The organism is Acetobacter orleanensis, from assembly GCF_001581005.1.
GTDB classification, from domain to species: domain Bacteria; phylum Pseudomonadota; class Alphaproteobacteria; order Acetobacterales; family Acetobacteraceae; genus Acetobacter; species Acetobacter orleanensis.
The window spans coordinates 1-550 of sequence record NZ_LHZV01000002.1 but is presented as its reverse complement, the minus strand read 5'-3'; the positions used below and the strand labels follow the sequence as shown (position 1 = coordinate 550).

General features: G+C 52.2%; 1 pseudogene. It reads right to left on the bottom strand.

From position 1 onward, the window contains the following. Nucleotides 1-550 (bottom strand): annotated as a pseudogene (locus AD949_RS14205) (tyrosine-type recombinase/integrase); the annotation flags it as partial.

Here is a 550-nt window from a genome sequence, read left to right as displayed (position 1 = left end):
GAATGGGGATGATGCGCGTTCCTGCTGCCGTCTTTGGTGACCAGCCGTCTTCAATGTGAGGTCTGACATGGAAGCAAGGAACATTGTCGATGACCTCAATGTCCTGCCTTCTCAAGTTGCAGATTTCACCCAGCCTCATCCCGGTGAACATGCCTATGGCGATAATGCCAGCCCAAGTATGAGGTGAGACCGCAGTCCCCGACCAGTTGCTATGAGCAAGCAAAGATAGTTCATTATCAGTCCACCCTCGGCGCGTGATCTTTTTGGTGACATTGAAGTCCCAGCCTGCCCATGGGTTCTTGTCCACAAGGTCACGTTGAACGAGATGGTTCCAGAGTGAAGACATACGCGAGAAATGGTTCTTCACAGTTTTGCCACTGACCGTTTCCTGACCTTGTTCCAGTGCCTGAGCGATCACCATGCGTAAGGGGAGAACAGTTTTTCCTTTCCCATGCGTGGCAGGCAGGGATGACAGAAGATCAAAGAACTCGCCAGCCACGGTGCCAGTAATCTGCCGAATAGGCTTATCGCCGAAGGCCTCAATGAACAG